The organism is Pelagibacterium montanilacus (assembly GCF_003992665.1).
Lineage (GTDB): Bacteria > Pseudomonadota > Alphaproteobacteria > Rhizobiales > Devosiaceae > Pelagibacterium > Pelagibacterium montanilacus.
In genome coordinates this window covers 1-25,220 of sequence record NZ_RZMX01000006.1, presented here as the reverse complement: position 1 = coordinate 25,220, position 25,220 = coordinate 1, and the positions used below count along the sequence as shown (strand labels likewise).

The following is a 25,220-nucleotide window of genomic DNA, read 5'->3' as shown; positions in this document are numbered from 1 at the left end:
TCAGGCCCGTTGTGCCAACGGCGCAGCGGATGGTCGCTCCACCCTCAGCGACATCTCGGTGGCGAACCTGTGCAGGATCGCGTTGAACGCATGAGGATGGCTGAAAAACGGAGCGTGCCCTGCCCCGGGGATTTCGTGACAGCGGTTTTCCCAGAGCCGGGCATAATCGAGCCCCGCAACATAGCTGGTCCGGACCAGCGGTTCGTCCGCGCCGTTGACCATGGCGAGGGGCACAGGGCTTCGCTCCGCCGTCTCGCGCTGACTGGCGACCTGCCCGGTCATCAGGCTGCGATTGACCAGGGGCCGCATGGGACCGTTCGCCCTTAGCAGAGCATCGATGTGGCGCGCTTCGGCCCGATCGCCAAAGCAGAGGCGGGCGAAGCGCTCGGCATCCTGGGCCGAGTACGCGGGTTTGGAGGCCAACAGCAGTTCGCGGCGCAGCCGGAAGCCAAAAAGGCTGGCCAGCATTCCGCGCCCGAAGGGTGGTGTGCCCACGGCCATAACCCCGGCAACCCGATCAGGATAGCGCTCCATGAGATCGAGGGCCACGTGACCGCCCAGCGACCAGCCCATCAGGACCGGCTTGTGGAGTCCCAGCGCATCGAGAAGTTGAACCACCACGTCCGCCAAGCCCGATACCGTGTAGGTGACCGAGGGGTCCTTGGCATCAGCGCTGGCGCCATGGCCCGGCAAATCGGGGGAGATGAGCCTGAACATGTCCGAGAGCGGGCTTTCGAACTGATGGTCGAACACCGCGCCATCAAAGCCCAGTCCGTGCAGCATCACGACAGGGGCGCCGTGCCCGCTGTCGCGGAACGCCAATTGCTCGACATTGTGGCTCGGGGCCGAGATGCGCACCAGCGAAAACTCCTTGGATCGGCACGATGATGCGCGATCACCCCTCTACTTATCGTTGCCTTGACTGGTGAAATCGTAGTTAAGATCATCCCTGCAATTTGGGCGCGGAATCGAGCGGGGCAGCCAGGCATGGTGGAAACAGCGTTTGACGCTCTGGTCACGGTTGCGGGATTGGTCACGGTCGGGGCCTATGTCTGGTCTGTGCAGGGCCATTTCAAATCCGACTCCATGCCCGCTGGCGCGCGCCTGATCGCGGTGTTCGTCATCGCCAGTACCCTGCTTCTGGCCTCCCTGACATGGGCATTCACCCAGCCCCTGCCTGCCCAGGCCCTCGGCTTGGCGATTCAACTCGCCGCTGGGGCTCTGTTCGTTTGGGCGATCGGGACATCCAAGCGCGCGAGGCTGCGTTTCGTCTTCGATCACGCCAACCCTCAGACGCTCGTCACCGAGGGACCATACCGGCTGGTCCGTCACCCGTTCTATGTGTCCTACGCGATATTCTGGGCCGGATGGTCACTGGCCGTCTGGCATCTGCTGGCCCTTGTCGGCCTCATCCCCCTTCTGTGCCTCTATGTCTGGGCAGCACAGCTGGAAGAGCGCAGCTTCGAGGGTTCTGAATTCGCGGCGCAGTATGCCCGTTACAAGGAGCGGACCGGGTTTTTCATCCCGCGCCCATAGGGGCACGTCGCAGTCACATTACTGTCATGGTCGCAGCATTGGCTTGAGCTCACGGCCAAATCATCTCACACAATTGCATTGGGGAGCGGTTCCGCGATTTCGTGCTTGGTGGAGTGCCGTGATGCAGGCTTTTTTCAGATCGTGGTTCAGGATTCTGGCCGGGGCTGCCGGCGCGTATCTTCTGCTCGTCGGAGGGGTTTATTCCGTACAGCGGGAGTTCGTGTTTCCGCGCAGATACGTCAATCCTGCGCCCTTCCAGACTATGGTCGGGCCCGAGTTCGAGCGCGTTGTGCTGGTCACCATCGATGGTGAATCGCTCAAGGCCTATTGGAAGCCGCCCACGGGCAATGCGCCTGTGATCATCGCGTTCCACGGCAATGGCAGCCTGCCGGAACCCATGGCCGCCCGGTTCGGACAAGCTCCTTGGGCCGAGGCAGGGTTCGGCGTGCTCGCCTTCGCTTATCGAGGCTATCCGGGCTCGACTGGCCGGCCCTCGGAAACCGGGTTGATCGAGGACGGTGAATCCGCGCTGCGTTTCGTGCGCGACCGGGCGCCCGCTAGTCCCGTGGTCCTGCACGGCTACTCGCTGGGCTCGGGCGTGGCCGTGGCCATTTCCGAGCGCCACGACAGCCTCGGCCTCGTGCTCGAAGCGCCGTTCAGCTCATTGCCCGACGTGGTCGCCACTACCATTCCCTTCCTGCCGGGTTTTCTGATGCACGACACATTCGTCTCGCAACAGAGGATCGCGCGTTCGCGCGCGGCATATATCATCGTCACTCATGGAGATCATGATCAGGTCGTTCCGCCGAGCCTTGGCCAGCGCCTGTTCGCGTCGGCGCCTCACGGGCAATTTCTTCCCGTTATCGGTGCCAATCACTATTCACTGCTCGGCAAGCGTGATGGGGACATCGTCGATATTCTGACGAACGGCTATCCGGCGGACGGAAACGACGATCTCTTCGTGATTGAGTCCAGCCCTTCCCCCGTACCGGCGCAACCTGGCGCCTGAACCATTGTCCGTTCACCTCAGATGCTGGTGTAGCCCGCATCGGCGGTCAGTATGGCGCCGGTCATGAGGCTCGATGCGTCGGAGGCAAGGAACTGCACCACCGAGGCGATCTCATCAGCGCGGCCCATGCGGCCCGCAGGGGTGAGATCGAGCCAGCGATCGATCAGGCCGGCCTGTCCTTCGAGCTCTTTCAATAGCGGCGTCTCTATATAGGTTGGCGCTACAGAGTTTACCCGCACGCCTTTTTTCGCCCATTCGACCGCCAGAGACCGCGTGAGATGATGCACCCCTGCTTTCGAGGCATTATAGTGGCATTGAGGCTGGGGGGTGTTGACGATCTGGCCCGACATCGAGCCGATCGTGATGATCGAGCCCTTGCCGGCCCGGAGCATCCGTCGCCCGAAAGCGCGGCAGGTCTTGAAAACGCCGGTCAGGTTTACATCGATCACCTTCTGCCACTGGACATCGGTCATCTCCTCCGCCGGCACGTTGGTGACGACGCCGGCATTGCACACCAGAATGTCGAGCGGGCCGAGCCGCGTCGCCAGGGCGTCGAGCTGTGTAGAATTGGTGACGTCGAGCTGTTCCCAGCGCGACGCGAATCCCTTGTCGGTCAGCGCCCGTGCCTGGCTCTCGGCCCGTGCGCCATCCAGATCGGTGCAAATCACCTCCGCGCCCATTTCCGCAAGCGCTTCGGCGCAGGCGGCACCTATGCCCTGCCCCGCACCGGTTACCAGAGCGACCCTCTTGTCCAGGTCGAGCTTCGAACGGTATGTCATAGTGAGCCTCTTGTCCCATGGGCACGCGATTGCGGCCCGCCTCAATCTAATCGAACCTAGTTAAACTAGCGAACGCGGATCATTCAAGCGATTTGCGCGGCACCGGCCGCGGCCATGCAGATTCCGGTAATCCCCGCAAGCTACTGCAAAACCGTCATAATACATCGCAGTGCGCCAATTCGATCAACCATGATACAGCGCCCCTTCTCATCACGGGGGGGGTTGAAAAGGCGTAGTTATGCTATATTAATGCGACCACACCTTATCTACGGGTCCACGACAGGATAAAGCATGAGTGACGACGCGATATCACCCTTGAGCGGAATGTTGTTTCTCGGCGGAGAACTGACACCCGGTGCGGGAGAGCGGATCACCGTTGAAAATCCTGCGACCGGCGAGGCCATTGGCGAGATCGCCCAGGCAACGCCAACGGACATCGATCGCGCTGTTTCCGAAGCCAGGACGGCTTTCCGGGAGTGGTCGCGCGTCACCCCGCACGCAAGGGCCAAGGCGTTGCACCGCCTGGGTGAGCTGATCGCCGCGGACGCCGACGGCATGGCCCGCATCATGACCCTCGAGCAGGGCAAGCCGCTCAACGAAGCGCGCGGCGAAATCCTCAAGCTGGCAGAGGCCTGCCACTTCTATGCCGAAGAGGCGGTGCGGGTGCATGGCGAAATCGTGCCCAACGACAAGCCCGGCTTCCAAAGCCTAGTCGTGCGCGAACCCATCGGTGTTGTGGGTGCAATCACACCCTGGAACTACCCGGCTGAGCTGATCGGCTGGAAACTGTGCGCTTCCCTGGCCGCGGGCTGCACGATCGTGATCAAGCCCGCCGAGATCACGCCATTCACGGCCCTCGCCATTGCCAGGAAGGTGAGTGACGCCGGCTTCCCCGAGGGCGCCGTCAGCGTCCTCACCGGCAAGGGCTCGATTGTCGGCCAGGCGCTGGTTGAGCACCCCGACGTCGACAAGATCGCGTTCACGGGCTCGAGCGCCGTCGGGCTGCACATCCAGCAGACCTGTCCGCGCATCAAGCGCCTTTCGCTCGAGCTCGGCGGCAATTGCCCGATGATCGTTACTGCGACTGCCGACCTCGACATGGCCGTCGCCGGCGCCACGCGTCGCGGCTTCCGGAACATGGGCCAGATATGCATCGCGATTAACCGCATCTATGTCGAGCGGTCGATCTACGAGAACTTCATTGCCGCGCTGGCCAAATCGGCCGATGCCCTCGTCGTCGGCAACGGCATCGAGGCGCCGGACGCAGATGTGGGTGCCATGGCTTCGGCCGAGCCGCTCACCAAGACCCGCGAGCATCTGGCCGACGCGCTGGACAAAGGTGCGCGCTTGCTGGCCGGCGGTGCCGCGCCCGAGGGCGAGGCCTTTGCACGCGGTCACTTCTTTCGTCCGACCGCTGTTGCCGACTGCACCCACGAAATGAAGGTCATGATCGAGGAAACCTTCGGCCCGCTGGTCGGCATCGCCCCGTTCGATACGCTCGATGAGGCCATCGCCCTGGCCAATGATACGCCCTATGGTCTGGCGTCATATGCCTATACGCGGGATCTGTTTGAGGTTCAGAAGATTTCTGCCGAGCTCGACTATGGGAACGTTGCCATCAACAATGTCGATGCCGGAATCATGAATGCTCCCTATGGCGGTCGCAAGCAAAGTGGGGTGGGGTATGAGCATGGGCGCGAGGGCCTGCTCGAATACTTCAACTTCAAGCATGTCCGCCTGTTTCATGGGGTAAGCTGACATGACCGAGGCGTTGCTGGGCATTGATATCGGCACATCAGGCTGCAAGGCGCTGCTGATCGACGCGCAAGGCGGCGTTCTCGCCTCGAGCACGGCGAGTTACCCCCTCTCCCAGCCGCGTCCCGGATGGACCGAACAGGATCCTGCACTCTGGTTGGCGGGCGCGCGCAAGGCGGTGGCTGGCGCGCTCGAAAAGTCCGGCAAGGTCGATATCCTCGCTGTCGGGCTCTCGGGGCAGATGCACGGACTCACTCCGCTCGATGCGGACCTCGAGGTTCTGCGCCCGGCGATCCTCTGGAACGACCAGCGCAACCAGGCCGAGTGCGACGCGATCACCGAAAGCGCCGGCGGGCTCGGCACTCTGCTCGCCCATACCGGCAATCGTATGCTGGTCGGGTACACGGGCGGCAAGATCGCGTGGATGAAGGCCCACGAGTCCGAGCTCTATGGCCGGATGCGCCACGCGCTCAATCCCAAGGACTATCTCCGGCTGGTGCTGACCGGCGCCATCGCGACCGAGGTGTCGGACGCGTCGGGAACCGGGCTCTTCGATGTCCGCAAGCGGCAATGGGCGGACGATCTGATCGCGGCGGCCGGCATCGACAGAGCGCTGCTGCCCGACTGCTTCGAGTCGCACGAAATCACCGGCCGCGTCAGCGCGTCGGGCGCCAGCCTCTTCGGCCTGCCCGAAGGCACGCCGGTTGCCGGTGGGGGCGGGGACAGCGTGATCCAGACCATCGGGTCCGGCGTCATCTCTCCGGGTGAACTTCAGACTACGATCGGAACGGCCGGCATTCTCGCCGCGGCGCTCGATGAGCCGATCGCATGCGGGGACGGCCGCATTCAGCTCTTCTGCAATGTCTGCCCTGACAAATGGCACGCCATGGGCGTTTCGCTCAATGCCGGCGGCGCGATGTCCTGGTTCCGCCAGGTTCTGGCACAGGCCGGCAATGACGCGCTGGGCTTCGAGGATATCGTCGCAGCGGCGGAAAAGTCCCCCGTCGGCGCGCGGGGCCTTCTGTTCCTTCCCTATCTCAACGGCGAACGCTGCCCGCACCCGGATCCGCAGGCGCGAGGCGCCTTTGTCGGTCTCACGGCCCGGCATGGGCTGGCGGATATGTCCCGCTCAGTGATGGAAGGCGTCGTCCACGCGTTCTACGAAATGTACGCGCTCATGGGCGAAATGGGCGTGAATGGCGAGATCATCAAGGCTTCTGGCGGCGGCGTCCGCGCGCCCCTCTGGAGACAGATCCAGGCCGACATGTTCGGCTGCGACGTGGTGACGACCGAAGGGGCTGCCGAAGGCGCCGCATTCGGCGCCGCGCTGGTTGCGGGCATGGGCGCGCAGGTGTGGCAGGATGGAAACGAAGCGGCGGGCGTCCTGCGCGAGTTGACGCGGGAGCGACCGAACACCGATACAGCGGCACCATACCGGCGCGCGCATGATATCTACAGGGCGCTCTACCCCGCCCTGTCTTCCAGCCTTGCCGCGCTGGGACACCCCCAACTGGACGGCTGAACGCGAACACAAGGAACGCTCGGCATCATGGCACCATATGCTGCCCTCATCTTCGATCTCGACGGCACGCTCGTCGACAGCGCCCCCGACATTACGGCTGCGGTCAATGTGTGCTTTGCTGCGCGCGGCTGGCCGCAACTGGACGTAAGATATGTGGAGCGCTATATCGGCAACGGTTCGCGCCGGCTGATCGGCGACATTCTGGAAGATCAGGGCCTGCCGGCCTCCCCCGAGACGATTACGGAAGTCGCGCGCGCATACATCGCCCAGTACTCGGAACACCCGGCAGAAAAATCCACGCTGTTTCCCAACGTGCGCGAGGACCTCGAGGGCTTTCGCAACGCCGGCATCCGGCTGGGAATCTGCACCAACAAGCCGCACGCGCTCACCGGGCGCGTCCTCGAGGCCCTCAAGCTCTCCGATCTGTTTGAGGCCTATGTCGGCGCCGATGCCGTGCCGGCCAGCAAGCCCGACCCAGGCCATCTGCTGGCGGTCGCCGAAAAGATGGATCTGGGCGAAAGCGCCTGGGCCTATGTCGGGGACACCGGAATCGACAAGCGCACCGCGGTCGGGGCGAAGGTTCCGTTTTTCGTCGTGCCCTGGGGCACCGGCCCGCTCGTCGAGGTAGAGGATCGCCAGCGCCTGACCCGGCTTGCCGATCTGCTGACGCTGGCAGGCAAGCACAAGGCACAGCCCGCATGAGCGCGCGCGGCAGAAAGGGCGATCGATGAGCATCCTTCAGCGCATCCTCCAGGACCGCGAGTCCATGGGGGCCGCCGAACAGCGCGTGGCGGACTACATCTCCAAAGCCCCCGGCCAGGTCATCCATATGAGCATGGCCAAGCTCTCTGAGAACTGCTCGGCCAGCGATCCCACGATCGTGCGCTTCTGCCGCCGGTTCGGGTTCGATGGATATCAGGACTTCAAGCTCCATCTCGCCCAGAGCCTCGTGCCCTCCGCGCCCTTCGCCTACGAGCAGATCGTTGCCAATGACGGCATAGAGAACATCGTGCGCAAGACCTGTCGCAACTCGCTCAACGCCATCCAGCGCGTCCTGGAGGACCTCGTGCCCGAACAGATCGAGGAGGCGGCGAACCGGCTGCACGAAGCGGTCTGGACCGGCATTTACGCCACCGGGATTTCCGAGGTCACCGCGATCGACGCAGAGCACAAGTTCCAGCGGCTCGGCATGCGCTGCGCGGCCATCATCGGACGCAAGAAGCAGTGGATGCACGCCGAAAGCGCCCGGCCGGGCGAAGTGGTGCTGATCTTTTCGCAATCGGGTCACACCAAGCAACTGGTTGAAATCGCCATCGCTGCCAGGGCCGGCGGCGCGCGGGTTGTATCGATCACCGCCGCAGACAGCCCCCTTGCACGGGTCTCCGACACGCTGGTGGCGGTACTGCCCTATGACCGGACCGAACTCATGACCCCCCTCGCCTCGCGGCTGAACCACCATCTGGTGGTCAACATGCTTGTCACGGCCATTGCCGTGATCAGCGGCAGCGAATTTCCAGACCAATTGCCCGCTCTCGACAGCTGGCAGACCGACAAGATCTAGCACACGGACCTGCACACGATGACATCGCAGCTCGACAAGACCGAAATCCAGAACGAAGCCAAGAAGACCGCAGGCCGACGCGTGATCGCCGAGTTCGTGCGCGACGGCATGACCCTCGGGCTGGGCTCGGGTACCACGTCCCATTTCTTTGTGCGTGAGCTGGGCAAGCATGTCGCCGAGGGCATGAAGCTGACCTGCACGGCCACTTCGCGCGCCACCATCGACGTCGCGCGCCAGTCGGGCATCGCGATCACCGACCCGAACGAGCTAGGCGAGATCGACCTGACGGTCGATGGCCCCGACGAGATCGACCGCGCCTTCAACATGATCAAGGGCGGCGGCGCTTGCCTCTTGTGGGAAAAGATCGTCGCCCATGCCTCGCGCCAGATGATCACAATCTGCGACGAGAGCAAGATCGTGGATACGCTGGGCGCATTTCCCCTGCCCGTCGAGGTCGTCCAGTTCGCCTGGAAGCAGACAGAGCGGATGGTCGCCCGCGCGCTCACCGAACACGGCATTGCCGGCGCGCAGATCACGAGGCGCATGCGCGACGGCCAGCCCGTTGTCACAGACAGCGGCCACTTCATTCTCGACTGCAAGTGCACGCCCATCGATGAGCCGGGCAAGCTGGAAATCGAGCTCAACCGCATTCCCGGCGTGGTCGAGAACGGGCTGTTCACGCGGGAGGCAGACGGCATGGTGGTCGGGTGCTTCGACGGCTCGTCCTACGTTAAGATGCGATAATGTAGTAAAACTCTAGATACCCGCTCGCTTACCATGGCTGGGGCACCTCGCCGACCAGCCAGCGCCCGATTGTGCGAATTTTTCTTGAAAGACGCAGAAACACTAGCGACACCAACGCCTAGAATCATCAAATTCGAGCGGATTTTCGCAATGAAGATGGCGCGAGTCAGTTGACACACAACTCAAGAAATAGCAAAACTACATGCAATCCAGACCAAGGGAGGATTCAATCGTGTCAAACTTCAAACTGAACAGGCGCACCGTTCTCGCAGGGGGCAGCGCCCTCGGCTTGTCCGCAATGGCGGGCCCCATCATGGGCCAGGATCGCGTCTTCGTGCCCTTCTCCAACAAGAGCCTCGACTATTATTTCTTCGTGATTGAAGAAGAGGCCGTGAAGCGCGCCGTGGAGGCCAATAGCTGGGAATTCCAGGCGACCAACGCAAACTTCGACAACACCCGCCAGCTCGAGCAGTGGCAGAGCCTGATGCTCAGCCAGCCGTCTGCGATCGTCAGCGATCCGATCGACAGCCAGGCGATTGTCAGCGCCATCCGTCGCTATAACCAGCAGAACATTCCGGTCGCTATCATCGATACGCCGTCCGAAGGCGGTGACGTGGCGATCACCATCAGCTTCGACAACTTCGAAGGTGGCGTCATGGCTGCCGAAGAAATCGTCAAGCGTCTCGTCGAGAAGTACGGCAGCCCGCGCGGCACCGTTCTCAACTGCTATGGCGCGCTCGAGAGCGTGGCTTGGCGCCTGCGCAAGGAAGGCATGGACTCGGTCTTCGCGCAGTACCCCGAGATCAACTACCTCGCCCGCCCCACCGAGGGCGAACTCGAGCAGATGCTCTCGGTCACGCTGTCCACCCTGTCGGAATACCCCGATCTGGACGCCGTGCACGCCCCCAGCGACTCCCCTTCCCGCGGCATTGCAACGGCCCTGCGCCAGCGCGACCGCTGGAAGCCTGTGGGCGAGGAAGGCCACGTCATCTTCGTGAACATCGACGGCGAGCCGGTGGCGCTCGAGTGGATCCGCGACGGCTACATGGACGCCTGCGTCTCCCAGGACCCGATCGCCTATGGCGAGATCGCGGTCGAGATGCTCCAGAAGCACTCCATGCAGGGCGAAGCCGTGCCGCTCGGCACCTATCGCAACGAGAAGTACTTCTGGGAAGAAGGCGAGATCGTCGACGGTGCGACCGGCCCGACGCTCATCATCCCGGCCTTCGTGATCGACGGCAGCAATGTGGACGATCCGCGCCACTGGGGTGCCATCGCCGAGGGCGAGTGGGGCATCGCCTACACCTAAGGGAACCCAATTGCGTTCAGGCATCAGGCGGGTCTACCGTCTGATGCGCCGATCATCCGAGTGCCGGCGGCCTTGATGGGGCGCCGGCACACCGATCATTTGCAGGACGGGCCAATCATGAGCCTTCAATCATCGCAAAGCGAGAAGGGCGATGTGGTGCTCCGGGTCGAGGACCTGGGCCGCACATACGGCGCCGTCATCGCACTCCAGAACGTCACGCTCGACATCCAGCGCGGGACCATCCACGGCCTGCTGGGCGAGAACGGGGCCGGCAAGAGCACGCTGGTCGGCCTGATCTCGGGCCAGCGCAAGCCCACCAGCGGCACCATCTATCTCAACGGCAAGCCCATCGAGCACGCCGACGTCAAGAGCATGGAGCACGCCGGGGTGTTTCTCGTCACCCAGGAGCCGATGATCGTCGATCATCTGGACGCGGCCGAGAATTTGATGCTCGGGATCTGGCCGTCCAGCAAGGGCTTTGTGAACTGGCGAACGTTGCGCGCCGACGCAGCCCGCATGCTCGAGGGCACCGGCATCGACCCCAGGATGCGCGCCGACAAGCTCGACGCCGTCGCGCGCCGCAAGCTCAATATCCTGCGCGCCATGTTTTCGGGCGGCAACGTCATTATCCTCGACGAGCCAACCACGTCGCTCGATGCCGACGACCGGACCGAACTTTTCGGGTTCATGCGGCGGCTCAAGGCCGAGGGCGTCACTTTCATCTTCATCTCGCACTACAATGACGAAATTCTAGAGATCTGCGACGCGGTTTCAGTACTGCGTGACAGCAGGCTGGCCGGTGGGACCAAGGACATGTCCACAATGACCTCCGAAGCCCTTTCGGAACTCGTTCTGGGACGTGGACTCGATCTTTTCCAGCGGAAGCGCCAGGATTTCGGAGTCGAGTCCGCGCGGATCGAGATCCGGGACGTAGCTGCACAGGGCGTGCGCCTCGAGGCGCTCGATCTGCATCCCGGCGAGATCGTGGGGTTCACAGGCCTGCCGGGGTCCGGGGCCAAGGAACTGGCCCGCGCGCTGTTCGGACTCATCCCCTCCTCATCAGGCTCGATCAGCCTTGGCGGAACGCAGGGCACGCGCTTGCCCGGCCATCCGACTGAAGCGTTCGATCGGGGGATCGCATTTCTCTCGGACGACAGGCGTCGCGACGGATTGGTGGGTCAGATGTCGATCGACCAGAATCTTTCGCTATCCTCTCTAAGTCGCCTCTCTAAATTGAACTTCATCGATTTCGGTGAGATCAGATCCATCAGCGCGCGCTATTTCGAGCTGATGGGCATCAAGGCGCCCGGCGGCGACGTGCAGGTGGACACGCTGAGCGGCGGCAACCAGCAGAAGGTGTGTCTCGGGCGCGTCATGGCCACTGAACCGCGCCTACTGATCCTCGATGAGCCGACGCGCGGCATCGACGTGGGCGTCAAGCAGGACGTCTTGCGGATCATCGACGACCTCGCCTCGCGTGGCGTCGCCGTGGTCATCGTATCCACCGACATCGACGAGATCTGCCGCTCGGTCGACCGGGTCTGCGTCTTTGCGGGCGGAGATGTCGTCGAAGAGATCACCGGAGCGGACATAACCAATCAGCGCCTGCGCCAGCGCCAGACGGCCTAGGGCGAGACGACGGGCGACATGGAGAAGACTATGAGCAATTCATCTGCAACCCTCTCGGGATCGCCACCCGGTTCCGGCAAATCGACAACCGGTCGCAACGTGCTTGCCTGGGTGCTGCACAACGTGGTCTGGATCTGGCTGGTGGCGCTGGTCGTGCTGTTCGGCCTGTTCAACCAGTTCTTTTTCACGGTCTTCAACCTGCAGAACGTAATGGTCCAGGCGACCGTGCTCGGCATGCTGGGCCTTGCGGTCGCCCTGCCCCTGATGGTGGCAGAAATCGACCTCTCGATACCGGCCAATCTCGGGTTTTCCTCGGCCATCGGCGCGCTCGCCTATTCCGAACTCGGACTGCCCTGGTTCCTCGCCATGCTGGTGGGCGTCGGGGTCGGCACTCTGATCGGCTTTTTCAACGGGCTGTGCATCACCAAGCTGCGCATGGTGTCGCTCATCCAGACACTGGCGATGATGATCATCCTCGAAGGCGCGCTGCTCGCGATCACCCAGGGCCGCACGATCACCAATCTTTCGGACGGATATGTCTGGATCGGGCAGGCGACTGTCGGCGGGTGGCCGATCATGCCGGTGGTGTTCATCGCCGCTATCGTGGTCGTGGGCATCATGCTCCGGCGCACGGTTCTGGGGCGGAGCATCTACGCGGTGGGCGGCAATGCGACCGCGGCCAATTCCGCAGGCATTCGCGTCGACCGGGTCAAGATCGCCGCCTTCACCATTGCCGGCTGCCTTGCCGGGCTGGGTGGCTTTCTTCTGGCCTCATGGCAGATGGCGATCACATCATCGCAGGGCTCGAGCTATCTGCTCTATGCGATTGCCGCGCCCATCATTGGCGGCATCAGCGTCTTTGGCGGCCGTGGAAATGTGATCGGTGTGCTGGGCGGAGTGTTGCTGCTCACCGTCATCCAGGTTGGCCTGGCCATCGTCAACGTTCCGTCCTTCTATGTGGGCATGATCGGCGGGTTCATGATCTTCATCGCCGTGGCCATCGACGCGATCCGCGTGAGGTATTTCGGCTAGATCCGGAAAAGCCCGCTCCTCCCGGGCGTCCGCCCCCCACGCGACTGGAAAGGAGCGTGGGGGGCACTCTATTTCGATCAGAATTCAGATACGTACCGCGCCAGCAGCTCCCGGCAGACCAGCGCCGAACTGGTCTTGAAGGCCATGCCGCCATCGAGCGCCTGTCCGAGCCTTGAAAGTGGGATACACACGGTCTCGTCGATCTCCCCGTCGATGCATCGGGGAGTGAACCCGGGTGGCAGGTCCAGATCGTAGATTACCAGCAGTTCCTGATGCAGCCCCTGATCGCTGGCGTAAACCACCGGCATACGGGTTACCATGCGCAGGGCGTCGAGCGCCTCGGGCATCAGGCCGGCTTCTTCCCATGCCTCTTTTCGGGCTGTCTCGAGCGGGGTCTGCCCGCAGGCAAGGCCACCGGCAACCATCGTGTCGAACGACCCGGGGGCTGCTGCCGCGCTCGCTGCGCGACGTGAAAGCCACACGGCGCCCTCGCCCGCCGCATCCCGGATCAGACCGTTGATGTGCACCTTGGTAGCCCAGAGCCCCAGAACACGAAGGGCGCTACGGTCGATTCGGGCCACTTCCTTTCCGCCGGGCCCCAAGGTCACGGGCATCGCTTCCCCTCTGGGCGGTCCTATAGCCGCTTCTTGAAACAGCACCTGCCGGACGTGATCCAGGGTGAGCGTGAGGTTGTCGTGCGGTTCAAGCACAATCGCCGATCCGGACCTGCTCACCGATCCGGCCCTGACCAGAAGGTCGGCCACATCATCGGACACATGGCCCAGTGGCTCTGCGGACTGAGTGACGCGAAACGGGACATAGCCGGGCTGCGTCCCGGCCAGGGACGACATCGCTGTGGTCATTGCGGGAAGACAGCCGCCGCGCTGGCATCGACATGAACGGTCGTCCAGCCACCGGGGGCAAACCTCCGAGTGGAATTGAGCGACAGGGGCTGGCCCTCGATATCAATGACCACACGCCAGCCACGCCCCTCGAACAGGCAATGGGTGATCTGCCCCTTGAGCGTTCCAGGACGCCCCCGTCCGGCATCGTCCGCCAGCGAAATCGCCGCCGACGGCACCATGACCACCGCCCGGCCCGTGCGCCCCAACCCGATATGGCGCCGGGGCAACTCCATCAACTGGTCGCCAATCCTGACGCCGACACGATCGCGCCCGCTAATCTCGGTCAGTTCGCCTTCCATGCGCGTCTCATAGCCCGCCAATGTCGCGATCCAGGCCGATCTCGGCTCTGCGAACAGGCTTTCCGGACTGCCCATCTGCTCGATTTCACCCTCGCGCATCACAACCAGCGTATCCGCAAAGGCGCAGGCCTCCAGAGGATCGTGCGTGACATAGAGTACGGTTTTGCCCACCGCCTTGAACAGCTCGCTGAATTCCTTGCGCATCTCGAGACGCAGCTGAACGTCCAAGTTGGAGAGCGGTTCGTCCAGGAGCAAAATATCGGGATCGGTCGCGAGCGCGCGGGCGATGGCGACGCGCTGTTGCTGGCCGCCCGAAATCTGGGAAGGGAGCCGATCGGCGAGATGGGGAATCTGCACGAGTTTGAGCAGATGGGCCACCCGCGCATCGCGATCGGCACGGGTCATGTGACGCAGCCCATAGCCTACGATCTGGCTCACGCGCATGTGCGGCCACAGCGCGTAGTCCTGAAACACCATATTGAGCCTGCGCTTGTGCGGCTCGAGCGCCCAACCGGGTGCGGAAAGGGTGGTTTCGCCCAGCCGGATTTGCCCGCCATCGGGCCGGTCCAGTCCGGCAACGAGACGCAGCAGGGTGGACTTGCCACAGCCGGAGGGCCCTACGAGGCAGGCGACGTCTCCTTCGGGCACGTCGAGCGAGAGGGCTTTGAGAATGGTCTGGTCGCCGAACCGGCGGGTGAGGGACTCAATCCTGAGCATGGCGTGCTCCCTTTGCGCGGCGCGGCTGGACGGACCACAGCCGGCTGATGGCGAGGCCGGCAGCGAGGCGCGCCAGCATGATGATAAGGATGGTGAGGGTACCGGCTAGCAGCGTTGCAGCCGTGGCCGCCCCGAACTGGCCCTGCTCGAAGGCCCGGTTTACATAGACCGGCAAGACGTCGAGGCGCGGCGGCCGCAGGATCGAGTTGATCGCCAGATCGAAGACGGCCGAGCCGAACGCGGTCAGCGTTGCCGAGACCAGTGCCGCGGCCACGAGAGGGATCGCGATGGTCATCAGACGGCGCGGCAGCGCTGCGCCCTGGAGCGCCGCAGCCGAGAGCATGGACGCCGGCACCTGCGCCATGGCGCCCAACAGCACGCGGACCGCGATGGGCACCGCACCGGCAATGCCGGCGAGAATGAGGATTGCGGGCTTGCCGTAAAGCGAGAGGCCGAGACTGTCGAGGAAGGGCGAATTCCACACGAAAATATACCCAATGCCCAGCACCACGCCGGGAACGGCAAGACTGAGCGTGCAGGTGAGGTCGATCAGGCGGTTGAGCCGGAAGTCCGAGAAGGTCACCACATATGCCGCAGCAGCTGCGATGATGCCGCTTCCGATGGCCGCCATGATCGCGATGCCCATCGATGTCCTGAGCGCACTAAGGAAGGCACCGCCCGTGTCCAGCACAAAGGCATAGTGCTCGAGCGTGAGATTGGCCGGTGCCAGGCCGTCGGCGATCCGAGTCGTGATCGACACGAGCGCGCTCGATCCGATCGGCACGACGATGGTGATCACCAGCGCCAGAAGGGCAATGACATTGGGCCAGAGCGCCAAGCGGGATCCCCCTCCTCCTTGCAACCGGGCCTTGCCGCCGAGGAAATCGTAGCGCCGGTTCCGCAGCACCCAGAAATAGGACATGACGGCAAGGAGCATGATGGCGGTGACGTAGAAGGCCAGAACGCCGGCCAAATCAAACCGGATCGGGGACTGGTTGATGGCTACATAAATCGCATAGGTCAGCGTGGGAAACCTGTAGGTGGTCGCCAGCGCGGCCGGCAGCCCGAAATCGCCCAGCACGTCGATGAAGATCAGCGCCGTGCCCGAGAGGACGGCGGGCAGAACCATGGGCACCTGAATGGTCGTGAATACCCGCAGGCGAGACGCGCCGCAAAGACGCGCCGCATGCACGAAATCGTCCATGCGCCACTGGAGCGCCGCGGTCACGGTCAGGTAGGCAAAGGGGAAAGCCTTGAGGCTCATCACCACGGCGAGACCCCAGGGATTGAAGACCAGGTCGGGAACGAACGAAAGGCCCAGCCAATTGTTGGCGATCCCCCCGCGGGAGGCGAACAGGATCCACCCCTGGGCGATGATGAAGGAGGGCAACACGATGATGGCCCAGGCGGCGACATCAAGCGCCGGGCCCAGCACCATGCGCGAATTGGCTCGGACGATCGCAAGCCCGGTGCCCATTGCGCCCCCGATCACTGCGGCGCTTGTGGCGAGGAAGAGCGAATTGGAGAGAGAGCGCTGCCAGAGCGGGCGCGAGAAGACTTCGCCGAGCCCGGAAAAGCCGATCTGGTTTGCCTGGCCCGAGAAAAGGCCCGGCACGAAAGCCTGAACGATCACCGTGGCCATGGGTGCAAGCACGAGGATGACGAGCGCTGCGACGACTATGAGGCCAAGCCAATCTTCGGCCTTGAGCAGCGCACGGCGCTGACCGAGACCGGTACGGGCGGCGGATACGGGATGCACGATGTCAGCCATTGGCCCTGCCCTCCGGGGGCGCTTGCAGGAAAAGCGACACCGCTTCTCCGGTCTGAAAAGCACGAGAAATCAGATCTGACGTGTGCGGGCCGGCGCTGCCGACCCGCACACCTGCATTCGGACCGATCAGTTCAGAGCGCGGTCGGCGAACCACGTCTTGATCTGCGCTTCGTTCTCGACAGCAAAGGCATCGGACGCCACGCGGTAGGTCATGCCTTCGGGCGGGCCGTCCGCGCGGCGCACCGCACCTTCTACGGTCGGCTCAAACATTCCGTCGCTGGGGACGGACGCGGCGAGGTAGGACTGGGTGTCGGCTTCAAGGAGCCACTCAACAAAGGCCTTGGCCGCTTCGGGGCGACCGGTCTGGGCCTGGATACCCACGCCGCGTACGACGCCGGGGGCGCCATCCTCGGGCCAGACGACTTCAAGCGGTGCGTCACCGGCCGCAATCTGGGAATAGGCGACCTGCGAGGTGATGAGCGCCAGTGCGATATCGCCGGCGATCAGAGCCTGGCCGGTGGGGCCATTGGTGCGAAACACGCGCATGCCGTTGTCGAAATAGGAGGTAAAGAGCGCCTCGGCCTCTTCCATGCCGCGGGATTCGAAGAACTCGGCAACACAGGGATACGCAGGAGCAGCGACGGCGGGGTCGGCCATGCCGAACATGCCGTTGAAGCGCGGATCGGCAAGGTCGTCGAAGCTGGCGGGCGGGTTATCGACCAGATCGGTGCGATAGAGCATGACGCAAGAGGCGGCCATGCCGATCGGGAACCAGGAGCGGTTTTCGGGCAGGTACTGCCGGCCGATGGCGTTGAGGTTGCCGATATTTGCGGGCTCGACGTCTTGGAGCAGTTGGCCCTGCAGATCCAGCGAGTGGAAGCTGTACGAGCCGTTAAAGACCAGCACGTCCCATTGGGGGTTAGAGGCTTCCGCCGCGATGCGGGCGAGGATTTCTCCGCCCGACATCTGAACCACATCGATCTCGCGGCCGGTGTCGGCCTCGAAGCGGTTGGTGATCACGCCTTCGAAGTCGTTTGTGTAGAGCACAAGCGGACCATCCGCATCCTGTGCAGCGGCGGGCATGGACAGCGAGACAGCGCTCACTGCTGCAATGCCGAGGGCTTTCTGGAAGGTGTTCATTGTCATCTCGTCTCGAACAGGTTTCGGGGCATCTCTAGCGCTCATCCGTCGCCTGATGGCTGCGGCGCGCCCCACCTGGCTAGGCACGTCCGATGACAGTTCGGTGAAATCGGGGGGGTGCGAAAATGGAACCGCCCATCCCACCTCGGGAACACCCTTGCCTCGCCCCAGTACAGCCGATTTGACCACTCCCCCGAGGGTGTCCGCTGCGAGCCGCAGGGTCGGATTCATCAGTCGTCGCGGGGGACTCAACAGCGTGACCATGACCGCGGGCCCACGCCAGTTCTCCAGAACAGGAACCAGCACGCCGGATGCCAGATAGGGCCGAGCCGCATATTCGGGCAGAATGGCAACGCCCTTTCCAGCGACAGCCGCCTCAACAAGCGTCGGTGTGTCAGCCGTGGCGACGGCAGCGACGCTGGAGAGACGCACCGATGCGCCCTCGGTGTCCGAGAAATTCTCGAGGATGGCCTCAGGGTCCCGCCCCCACACGAAAAGCGGAGTTTCACCCAGCGCGACCGGCCGGGGCGCGACGCCCGCAGCGATGGTGGGAGCCGCAACCATGATCGTCGGGTTCCGGCAGATGCGTCGCTGGATCAGCGTGCTGTCGCGCAGCGGGCCGAAGTGGGCGCACAGGTGCAGATCGGTGCCATCGCCCGTATGCTCGGGCAGCCGATCGGTGATTTCAAGCGTGAGGGTCACCGCCGGATGCCGGCTGCGTATCTCGCGCAGGTAGGGCGATAGGCACGGCGTAAAGAGCCGCGAAGTGCTCACCGTTACCGGCCCGCCAATGGTCGCCGACGCCGAGGATAGCTGCTCTTCGGCCTGACGGGCCATATCCACAACGTTCCGGCCAGCGGCATAGACCTGCTGACCGGCGGCAGTGAGCTGAAATTCCTCTCCGCTCCGGATCACCAGCCGGGCCTTGAGATGCTCTTCGAGGGCGGCAAGCCGGCGGCTCATGGTCGACTTGGGTAGCCCCAGCGCCCGCCCGGCTTTCAGGATCCCCCGGTGGTCCACGATGTGCACGAACAGGCGGAGGTCGTTGAGGTCCAGCATGGCGCACCCAAGGGTCGAAATGTCGCCGTCAGCCGTACGACGTTTTCATGACACTTTTGCTACGGCTCGTAGATGAAAACTGTCATCGGGCTGCAATCAAACGCACCTATCGCAAGGTGCATTTTGAATCTCTTTGCTCAATCTGGAGTGTTATTTCATGTCCATCATCACACGCCGCAGGCTCCTGACCGGCGCGGCTTCCGTGGCCGGGCTGTCGCTCGCCGCTCCCTTCGTGTCACGCACCGGTTTCGCGCAGGGCACCTCGGGTGCGCTCAACATCTTCGCCTGGGCCGGTTACATCAATGACGAGATGCTGACCGCCTTTCGCGAAGAGACCGGCATCGACGCCAAGTTCACGCCATACGGCACCAATGACGAGCTGCTCAACCAGCTCCGCGCCAACAACGGTTCGGGCTTCGACATCATCTGGCCGACCGTCGACCGCGTCCCGAACTACGTGGAGTTCGAGCTGGTCCAGCCGCTGGACGTCAACCGCATCGAAGTGGATCGCGTTCTGCCGAGCGCATGGACGAGCTCTGAACAGCTCGGTGCCGTGATCGAAGGCAACCGCTATCAGGTGCCGACCGACTGGGGCACCGAAGGGCTGACCTTTGACCGCGACCAGGCTCCGCTTGAATACGGCTCGGCCTCCTATGGCGACATCTGGAAGCCCGAGATGGAAGGCCTTGCCACCGTTCGCGGCCATTCGGGTCTCGTGGGCCTTGGCCTCTGGCTGGAGGCCGAAGGCCGCCTGCCCATGCCGATGCGGGATGCCTTCGCCTCCGAAGAGAACATGATCGCCGTCTATGACGTGATCCTGGAAGAAGCGATCGCCCGCAAGGGTAACATCGCCCAGTTCTGGAGCAATGAAAACGAAGCTCAGGGCGCATTCCGCGTCAATGGCTGCGCCGTTGGCCAGACCTGGGATTCCTCGGCCGCCGCGCTGGCGCGCGAAGGCCTCAACATCGGCTTCATCGCTCCGCGCGAAGGCGCGCTGGCGTGGATGGAAGGCGTGTGCATTCCCTCCGGCGCCGAGAACCTGGATCAGGCCTATGCCTTCATCAACTGGATGCTGACGCCGGAAGCGGGTGCCATGTACACCAACGCGACCTCGATCAACTCCACGGCGGTCGGTGCTGCCGATCTGATCTCGGACGAAGCCAAGGCGTTCTTTGCCAACGCCTACCCGGCCGACGCGCTGGACACCCTCTGGTGGTGGCCGATCCAGGAAAACTGGTTCGTCACGCGCCGAAACGAGTATCAGGACCGCTTCCTGTCGGCCTGATCGATCTCATGGGGAGCCCGCCAGGCGGGCTCTCCAATTCCTTGCGCGCCATTCCCGAGATCCATGCCATGAGCCATTCCGTCGAACTTGCCGATGTGGGTATGTCCTTTGGGGACACGCGCGCGGTCAGCGATGTCAGCTTCACCGTCGAGAGCGGCGAGTTCTTCTCGATCCTCGGGCCATCGGGATGCGGCAAGACCACGATCTTGCGCATGATCGCGGGTTTTCTCCAGCCGACGGCCGGATCGGTCCGGATCGGCGGACAGGACATGAAGGGGCTTGGTCCCGACCAGCGCCCCACGGCCATGATCTTCCAGTCCTTGGCACTGTTCCCGCTCATGCCGGTCTGGGAGAACATCGCCTTCGGGCTCGAGGCCCGAGGCATGTCCAGGCCCGATCGGCGCAGGAGGGCCGAAGCGCTCCTCGAGACCATTGCCCTGCCCGGGTTCGGTGACCGGATGCCCGGCGAGCTCTCGGGTGGTCAGCGCCAACGCGTTGCGATCGCCCGCGCCCTTGCGGTCGAGCCGCAAGTCCTGCTTCTCGACGAACCGCTGTCGGCGCTCGATCTCAAGCTGCGCCAGCACATGCGGGCCGAGTTGCGCAGCCTGCAAAAGCGCACAGGAGTTACGTTCATCTACATCACGCACGACCAGTCCGAGGCCCTCGCGATGTCCGATCGCGTGGCCGTCATGAGCGCTGGCATCCTCCAGCAAGTGGGCCGGCCCCGCGAGCTTTACGACGACCCAGAAACTCCGTTCGTTGCCCGGTTCGTGGGCGAAACCAATGCGCTGGCCGGCAAGATCACGCAGTCCGATGGCATGCATGTCGGGGTTGAAACCGCGATCGGACCAATGAAGGGCCGTGCCCGGCAGCCGCTTTCGCCCGGGCAGTCCGCGCACATCTATGTGCGCCCCGAAGCGATGGCAATTTCCCGCGCCGGCGACCAGGAGCCCGCCTCGCCACATACCAACCAGACCGAAGTGACGATCGCCCGCCTGGACTTCGAAGGCGCGTTCGCACTTGTCCACGGGGCGACGAACACCGGCGAGACCCTTGTGGCGGCTGTTGCCAGCACGGGGCTGTCCGCAATGCCCGAAGTGGGGAGCAAGGCGATCTTCCGGTTCCCGGCCGAACACGGAATGGTGCTGGCGGATGGGTGAGCTCTACGACCGGTTCGGCCCGGCACTGTCCACGGGATTTGTGGCGCTGGTTCTGATGTGGCTCGCCGGCATGGTGCTGGCCCCCAATCTGATGATGATCGACTACGCCCTGCGCCCCAACCTGACGCCCTCCGAGATCGGCACTGCGGCGGACGGCTACACGCTGTCGAACATTCTCTACTTCTTTGGCGAGGACGTTCATCTCGCCATCTTCTTCAAGACCGTGTGGGCCAGCACGCTGGTCGCCGCAGTCACCCTCGTCGTGTGCTATCCCCTCGCCTTCTGGCTGGCCCAGACCGCGACCCGGGGCCAGACTGCACTTGTGCTTCTTGCACTGACGATCCCTTTCTGGATCAACGAGGTGCTGAGGACCCTTGCCTGGTACATCATCCTGGCTTTCCGCGGCCCGTTGAACGAATTGCTGCTCGCCACCGGGCTTATAGAGGCGCCCATGCGCTGGTATGGCGATGGCGGCGTTCTGGCCGGCATGGTCTACGCCTTCATTCTGTTCATGCTGTTTCCGGTCTACAACGCCATCGAAAGTCTCGAGCGTGCGCAGATAGAGGCGGCGCGCGATCTGGGTGCCTCTACAGTCAGAATCCACGCCCGGATCGTCATACCCCATGCCAAGGCCGGCATCGCCACGGGGTGCGTGTTTACCTTCATGCTCGCGGCGGGCACCTATGTGGCACCGGCCCTTCTGGGCGCGCCGGGGAGCCGGTGGTTCACCCAGATCATCTACAACTGGTTCTTCGAAGGCGGAGACTGGAACCGGGGGGCGGCCTATGCGCTGGTGCTGCTGGTGCTGTGCCTCGCCGTGGTGCTCGTCTCCCTGCGCGTCGCGCGGGTCAGCCTGGCGGATGTGGCGCGATGATCACGAGCGCGGCCGTCCGCAAGGGCCTATATGCCCTCTATTTCGTAGCCTTCTTCCTCTACCTGTTTGCGCCGCTGGCCATCATGGGCGCGGCTGCGTTCAACGAAAGCCGGTTCCCGACGGTCGTGCCATGGCAAGGCACCACGCTGACCTGGTTCCAAGAGCTGTCTCGCGATACGGCCATGTGGCAGGCGCTGTGGACGTCGATCCTGATTGCGGTCTGCGTCGTGCTCGTCGTCGTGCCTGTCGGCACGGCCGCGGCGCTCGTGCTCACCAGCCTGCACGCCCGAGCTCGGGGCGTGGCCTATGCGGTGATGGTGTCCCCGCTTCTCACCCCGGGCGTCGTGATCGGCATTGCGACCCTCATTCTGTGGCGTCAGGTCGGGGTGGGCGGAGGTCTCTTCCTCATCGTCGTCGCCCAATCGAGCTACATCGCATGCTACGTCATGCTGATGGTGGTGGCGCGCCTGCAGCGCTTCGACCGAACCCAGGAAGAAGCCGCCCTGAGCCTGGGGGCTTCACGGGTCATGGTGTTTCGCAGGGTTCTGCTGCCCTTCCTCGCCCCGACCCTGATTGCGGCAGGCTTTCTCGCCGTCCTGCAGTCAATCGAGAACTACAACACCACGCTGTTCGTCCGCGGATTCGACACGCCCCTGACGGTCTACATCGCCACCAAGGTCCGCACCGGACTGACTCCCGCGGTGAACGCGCTGGCGCTGATCATGATCGCGGTAACGATCCTTGGCGCTGTTGTATATGAAGTGCTCCGCCGCCGCGAAATCCGTCGCAGAAGAAGCGTTTCCGCGCACTGATCCTTCCCGTTCGCGCTCGGCCGGCGCTCCGTGCGGCAGCGCCCTACTGCTCAGCCGAGTTTTCATCGGCGGTTCTGCCGCGAATCGCGTCGCTGATCATGGGGCTCAGCCCCGATTCGCAGGCATAATCACGCACCCCGAAAAGGAAGGTTTCGGTGCGCTCGATACCGCGCTCGGTGGGGCCTTCAGCAAAGGTGATGGCGACCGTTTCGGTCTCGATCTGCTCGTAATACTGAGATTGGCTTTCGAGGACCAGATCGGCATGGAGGATGCACAGTTCGATGGCCGCGTTCTCAAGTATGTCGCGCTCGATCTCTGCGATGGGCGTGTCCAGCGTATAGGTCATGGTCAGCCGGCGGGGCACCGGGCCTGTTTCGATGTACCGAGCCGTGGCGTTCACGCCGCTCGGCAGATCCGGCGCGCCGTTATAGCGTCCCACTCCAAGCGGAATGGGCCGGCACCCTGGTTCCTCGGTCACCTCGAACAGAGCTTCATGAAAGCGCGTCACGATGAACTCGCTCTCGTTGACTGTCGGCTCGAAGTCGGCGCGCACGACGACGAAATCGATCTCCTCGCTCTCGAGGGAATCCCAGCTGTTGTCGATCAGCGTCTGGCACAGCGGCTCATAAGTGCGGGCGTACTCGTCAGACGGCACGGGACCGAAGGGTTCGGGAACGAAATCGGGCTCTCCCTTGACGAACAGCGTGCGGACCCCCTCACCATCGGTTTCGATCACGTAATCGAGCACATTGAGGTATCCGCCGTTGCCAAGACTGATGCTTTCCTGCGCAAGCGCCGGAGATATGGCCGCGGCCAACGCCAGACCGGATACGGTCAATCCTGCCATTCTCAATGTCATTTCACGCGCCTTTCTCCATTGTGGGACCGTCCCGTTCTAGCATTACAGTTGCATTTTCGATTTGAGTTGTGCGCGTTGAGCGGCGGCCTGATGTGCTCGTCGCCAGAGCGACCATGCGATAATGGATGATGGATCAATGTGCGCGCGAGCAAGGCGGGTAGCGATGCGCCGGATTTCCTGAATCGACCATCGGATCAACTGTCGATCTTGCGCCTTGCGGGCCGCATCGTTTTTGGGGGCGGCACGGCGTTGGCGCGATGGCGGATAACCGCCACCATCGCGAAGGCGAGCATGACGAGCGATACATGGCGATGCCAGCCATGCCAGGATCGGGTCTCATTGTGGTCGAGGCCAAACTCGTTCTTGGCGGTTTCGAAACTGTCTTCTATCGCCCAACGGTGCCCCTCCACGGTGACCAATTTCTCCAGGGTCGTCCCAGCCGGACACCAGGTGGAGAAAAAAGCGAGGTCACCATCGGCGATGTTGCGGCGGATCATCAGCCCGCGGGTCCAGGTGCCGGCAAAGTCCGCGTCGAAATCATCGGCGTCAAGATCGGCGAGTTCGAGATAGGCCCAATCATGCAGTCTCGCGCCTTTGCTTCCCTCGCCTGCCGACAGCCGTCTCCAGGCCTCCTCCGGCAAGGCTTCGGCGATATCCTTTGCCGTTCCAGCCACGGCCAGCGACTTGTCCCATGAGCGGAAGGAATGGGTGGCGTTCACGCCCAGCACATAGCCCTTGCCTGCTCGTTTGAGGGCCATTTCGATGTCACCCACGCCATAGACGCTGTCGGCCGCCACCCAGGAGAACGGCACATTGCCAGCGATGGCGTGCTCGATCATGGTGAGCGCCAAGGCGGGTTTGGTGGCAAAGCGGACGTGTTCGGGCACATGCGCTGCCGCCAGACGATCCCGGTCATCCGTCCAGACTTTCGGCAGATAGAGCGCCCGGTCGATGAAGGCATGGCCGTGCCGGGAGACGTAAGAGGCGAACACGCCGATCTGGCAATTGGTGATCTTGCCTGCCGAACCTGTATATTGCCGACCGACCCCGCAGGACGCTTTGCCCTGCTTGAGAAAGCCGGTCTCATCAAGCACGAGGACGGCATCAGGATCCGCAAGCGTTTCGAGCGTGTAATCGCGTACGATGTCACGCAACCGATCCGCATCCCAGCGCCCCCGGCCCAGAATTGCCTGTTGCCGCCATGGACCAGGATCGCCTACCGCTTCCGCGCGCATCCAGCCCGTCTTGCGTCTTTCGTCCCCCAGCAGGCCATCCAAAAACTGCCCCGCTGAAGCTGCCACACGCTCCTGGGTGAACAACGGGCGCAGCCGTGCCTTCACTTCCCGTAACGAAGACGCCCAAAGTTCAAGCGTTGTCTCGACCGATGCACCTGTCATCCATGACCTCCGAATCATGGAAACTCATGGATTCAGATGTCAACCGAAAATGCAACTGTAATGCTA

The 25,220-nt window shown here is 63.3% G+C and carries 22 protein-coding genes; 14 read left to right on the top strand and 8 right to left on the bottom strand.

Features of this window, described 5'->3' with window-relative positions; translation table 11 throughout:
• The gene (locus EO136_RS01295) at positions 1-858 is read right to left on the bottom strand and encodes an alpha/beta fold hydrolase (RefSeq protein ID WP_127142669.1); all 858 of its coding nucleotides are present in this window, start codon (positions 856-858) and stop codon (positions 1-3) included.
• A gap of 129 nt (positions 859-987) precedes the next feature.
• Between EO136_RS01295 and EO136_RS01290 the strand changes: the two genes are divergently transcribed.
• Together EO136_RS01290 and EO136_RS01285 are read left to right on the top strand one after the other, a co-directional pair.
• Positions 988-1,536, top strand: coding sequence for a methyltransferase family protein (locus EO136_RS01290; RefSeq protein WP_127142668.1), 549 nt, complete (start codon positions 988-990; stop codon positions 1,534-1,536).
• 220 nt (positions 1,537-1,756) lie between these two features.
• A complete protein-coding gene (locus EO136_RS01285; RefSeq protein ID WP_164730382.1) occupies positions 1,757-2,545 on the top strand; it encodes an alpha/beta hydrolase in 789 nt (262 codons plus the stop codon).
• Between the two features lie 17 nt (positions 2,546-2,562).
• Here the strand turns inward: EO136_RS01285 and EO136_RS01280 are convergent, their stop codons facing one another.
• Positions 2,563-3,324, bottom strand: coding sequence for an SDR family NAD(P)-dependent oxidoreductase (locus EO136_RS01280; protein WP_127142666.1), 762 nt, complete (start codon positions 3,322-3,324; stop codon positions 2,563-2,565).
• Between the two features lie 291 nt (positions 3,325-3,615).
• Here EO136_RS01280 and EO136_RS01275 point away from each other — a divergent pair, with 291 nt between their 5' ends.
• The 8 genes from EO136_RS01275 to EO136_RS01240 all read left to right on the top strand — a co-directional run bounded on the left by EO136_RS01275 (position 3,616) and on the right by EO136_RS01240 (position 12,876).
• A complete protein-coding gene (locus tag EO136_RS01275; protein WP_127142665.1) occupies positions 3,616-5,082 on the top strand; it encodes an aldehyde dehydrogenase family protein in 1,467 nt (488 codons plus the stop codon).
• Position 5,083: 1 nt separating this feature from the next.
• Positions 5,084-6,601 (top strand): xylulokinase, encoded by a 1,518-nt coding sequence (gene xylB / locus EO136_RS01270; RefSeq protein WP_127142664.1) that lies wholly within the window; start codon positions 5,084-5,086, stop codon positions 6,599-6,601.
• Between the two features lie 27 nt (positions 6,602-6,628).
• Positions 6,629-7,303, top strand: coding sequence for an HAD-IA family hydrolase (locus EO136_RS01265; RefSeq protein WP_127142663.1), 675 nt, complete (start codon positions 6,629-6,631; stop codon positions 7,301-7,303).
• A gap of 25 nt (positions 7,304-7,328) precedes the next feature.
• The gene (locus tag EO136_RS01260; protein WP_127142662.1) at positions 7,329-8,162 is read left to right on the top strand and encodes a MurR/RpiR family transcriptional regulator; all 834 of its coding nucleotides are present in this window, start codon (positions 7,329-7,331) and stop codon (positions 8,160-8,162) included.
• Between the two features lie 18 nt (positions 8,163-8,180).
• Positions 8,181-8,906: a ribose-5-phosphate isomerase RpiA gene (rpiA, locus tag EO136_RS01255; RefSeq protein ID WP_127142661.1), complete on the top strand. Its 726-nt coding sequence runs from the start codon at positions 8,181-8,183 to the stop codon at positions 8,904-8,906.
• A gap of 232 nt (positions 8,907-9,138) precedes the next feature.
• Positions 9,139-10,215, top strand: coding sequence for a sugar ABC transporter substrate-binding protein (locus tag EO136_RS01250; protein WP_246018231.1), 1,077 nt, complete (start codon positions 9,139-9,141; stop codon positions 10,213-10,215).
• A 117-nt stretch (positions 10,216-10,332) separates the two neighbouring features.
• Positions 10,333-11,844, top strand: coding sequence for a sugar ABC transporter ATP-binding protein (locus EO136_RS01245; RefSeq protein ID WP_127142659.1), 1,512 nt, complete (start codon positions 10,333-10,335; stop codon positions 11,842-11,844).
• A gap of 30 nt (positions 11,845-11,874) precedes the next feature.
• A complete protein-coding gene (locus EO136_RS01240; RefSeq protein ID WP_127142658.1) occupies positions 11,875-12,876 on the top strand; it encodes an ABC transporter permease in 1,002 nt (333 codons plus the stop codon).
• Positions 12,877-12,953: 77 nt separating this feature from the next.
• On the opposite strand, the gene EO136_RS01235 is transcribed toward EO136_RS01240, so the two are convergent.
• The 4 genes from EO136_RS01235 to EO136_RS01220 form a co-directional block, all read right to left on the bottom strand.
• Positions 12,954-13,727 (bottom strand): NUDIX domain-containing protein, encoded by a 774-nt coding sequence (locus EO136_RS01235; RefSeq protein WP_164730381.1) that lies wholly within the window; start codon positions 13,725-13,727, stop codon positions 12,954-12,956.
• Positions 13,728-13,735: 8 nt separating this feature from the next.
• Positions 13,736-14,797: an ABC transporter ATP-binding protein gene (locus EO136_RS01230; protein WP_127142656.1), complete on the bottom strand. Its 1,062-nt coding sequence runs from the start codon at positions 14,795-14,797 to the stop codon at positions 13,736-13,738.
• A complete protein-coding gene (locus EO136_RS01225) occupies positions 14,784-16,568 on the bottom strand; it encodes an ABC transporter permease (protein ID WP_127142655.1) in 1,785 nt (594 codons plus the stop codon). Before EO136_RS01225 ends, EO136_RS01230 begins: the two co-directional genes overlap by 14 nt.
• A gap of 126 nt (positions 16,569-16,694) precedes the next feature.
• Positions 16,695-18,767 (bottom strand): extracellular solute-binding protein, encoded by a 2,073-nt coding sequence (locus EO136_RS01220; protein ID WP_127142654.1) that lies wholly within the window; start codon positions 18,765-18,767, stop codon positions 16,695-16,697.
• A 157-nt stretch (positions 18,768-18,924) separates the two neighbouring features.
• On the opposite strand from EO136_RS01220, the gene EO136_RS01215 reads away from it, so the two are divergent.
• The 4 genes from EO136_RS01215 to EO136_RS01200 all read left to right on the top strand — a co-directional run bounded on the left by EO136_RS01215 (position 18,925) and on the right by EO136_RS01200 (position 22,898).
• A complete protein-coding gene (locus EO136_RS01215; protein WP_127142653.1) occupies positions 18,925-20,052 on the top strand; it encodes an extracellular solute-binding protein in 1,128 nt (375 codons plus the stop codon).
• A gap of 68 nt (positions 20,053-20,120) precedes the next feature.
• On the top strand, positions 20,121-21,212 hold the full coding sequence (locus EO136_RS01210) for an ABC transporter ATP-binding protein (RefSeq protein ID WP_127142777.1): 1,092 nt from the start codon (positions 20,121-20,123) through the stop codon (positions 21,210-21,212).
• Positions 21,205-22,086, top strand: coding sequence for an ABC transporter permease (locus EO136_RS01205; protein WP_127142652.1), 882 nt, complete (start codon positions 21,205-21,207; stop codon positions 22,084-22,086). Before EO136_RS01210 ends, EO136_RS01205 begins: the two co-directional genes overlap by 8 nt.
• Positions 22,083-22,898, top strand: coding sequence for an ABC transporter permease (locus tag EO136_RS01200; protein ID WP_127142651.1), 816 nt, complete (start codon positions 22,083-22,085; stop codon positions 22,896-22,898). The genes EO136_RS01205 and EO136_RS01200 overlap by 4 nt, the downstream gene beginning before the upstream one ends.
• Before the next feature lie 43 nt (positions 22,899-22,941).
• Here EO136_RS01200 and EO136_RS01195 read toward each other — a convergent pair whose 3' ends face one another.
• Positions 22,942-23,745: a hypothetical protein gene (locus EO136_RS01195; RefSeq protein ID WP_206513244.1), complete on the bottom strand. Its 804-nt coding sequence runs from the start codon at positions 23,743-23,745 to the stop codon at positions 22,942-22,944.
• Positions 23,746-23,951: 206 nt separating this feature from the next.
• Positions 23,952-25,172: an IS701 family transposase gene (locus EO136_RS01190; protein WP_127142641.1), complete on the bottom strand. Its 1,221-nt coding sequence runs from the start codon at positions 25,170-25,172 to the stop codon at positions 23,952-23,954.
• Between the last annotated feature and the right edge of the window lie 48 nt (positions 25,173-25,220).